Origin of the sequence: Micromonospora sp. DT44, assembly GCF_049841635.1 — a bacterium.
Lineage (GTDB): Bacteria > Actinomycetota > Actinomycetes > Mycobacteriales > Micromonosporaceae > Micromonospora.
Genome location: NZ_JBNCKS010000154.1, coordinates 1 through 865, shown reverse-complemented (window position 1 = coordinate 865; position 865 = coordinate 1). Strand labels below are relative to the sequence as shown.

Below are 865 nucleotides of genomic sequence, written 5' to 3'. Positions count from 1 at the left end.
GCGGTCGCTGAAGGTGATGGCGAAGGCGTTCAACGCGGGTTTCCAGCGCATCGCCCATCGGGTTCGGCCTGCTCCGGTGGGGTCCAACGATCGGGTCACCAGGTACAGACACTTCAACGCGGCCAGCTCGTTGGGGAAGTGGCCGCGGGCCTTCACGGCCCGCCGGTAGCGGGCGTTGAGCGACTCGATCGCGTTGGTCGAGCAGATGACCTTGCGGATCTCCACGTCGTAGTCGAGGAACGGGATGAACTCGGCCCACGCGTTGTCCCCCAGCCGGATCACCGCCGGATACCTGCCGCCCCACTTCTCCGCGAGGTCGTCGAACGCGGCCCGGGCGGCGGTGGCGTTCACGGCGGTGTAGATCGGCTTGATGTCCCGCTTGATCTCGTCCCAGTACCGCCGCGAGGTGAGCCGGAACGTGTTGCGGATCAGGTGGATGATGCAGGTCTGCACCACCGTGCGCGGCCACACGTTGGTGACGACCTCGGGCAGGCCCTTCAACCCGTCGCAGACGAGAAAGAACACGTCCTTCACACCCCGGTTACGCAGGTCGGTCAGCACACTCATCCAGAACTTCGCACCCTCACCACCCGTGCCGGCCCACAACCCGAGGATGTCCTTCTCCCCATCGAGAGTGACCCCGATCGCGGCATAGAACGGCCGGTTCGCGACCTGCCCATCCCTGACCTTGACCACGATCGCGTCGATGAACACCGCCGCGTAAATCTCATCCAACGAGCGATGCGACCAGCCGGTCATCTCCTCGATCACCTTGTCCGTGATCCGGGAAATCGTCTCCTTACTGACCGAGGCGCCGTAAATCTCGGCGAAGTGAGCGCTGATCTCCCCGGTCGTCAAACCCTTG

1 protein-coding gene is annotated in these 865 nt (G+C 64.3%); it reads right to left on the bottom strand.

The window, feature by feature from the left end; genetic code table 11:
- Window positions 1-865, bottom strand: an 865-nt coding sequence (locus ACLQ25_RS32725) for an IS256 family transposase (RefSeq protein ID WP_425734591.1), incomplete at both ends; no start/stop codon positions are given.